The 419-nt window shown below is 66.3% G+C and carries 1 protein-coding gene; it reads left to right on the forward strand.

The annotated features are described in order from the left end of the window. The coding region (locus GO615_RS30030; protein ID WP_246262549.1) for a thiamine pyrophosphate-dependent enzyme at positions 1-419 on the forward strand (419 nt) is incomplete at both ends.

A 419-nucleotide genomic window follows, 5' to 3' on the forward strand; every position in this document is an offset into this window, starting at 1 on the left:
GTGCTGCCGATCCTGCTCCACGGCGACGCCGCGTTCGCGGGCCAGGGCATCGTCGCCGAGACGTTGAACCTGTCGCAGCTGCGCGGCTACCGAACCGGCGGCACGATCCACGTCGTCATCAACAACCAGGTCGGCTTCACGACCGCGCCGAGCTCGTCGCGTTCATCGACGTACTCGACGGACGTCGCGCGCATGGTGCAGGCGCCGATCTTCCACGTCAACGGTGACGACCCGGAGGCCTGCGTCCGCGTCGCGGAACTCGCGTTCGAGTACCGCCAGACGTTCAACAAGGACGTCGTCATCGACATGGTGTGCTACCGCCGCCGCGGTCACAACGAGGGCGACGACCCGTCGATGACGCAGCCGCTCATGTACAAGCTGATCGAGGCGAAGAAGTCCGTGCGTCGCCTGTACGCCGA

The sequence above is a fragment of the Aromatoleum evansii genome, from assembly GCF_012910805.1.
GTDB lineage: Bacteria > Pseudomonadota > Gammaproteobacteria > Burkholderiales > Rhodocyclaceae > Aromatoleum > Aromatoleum evansii.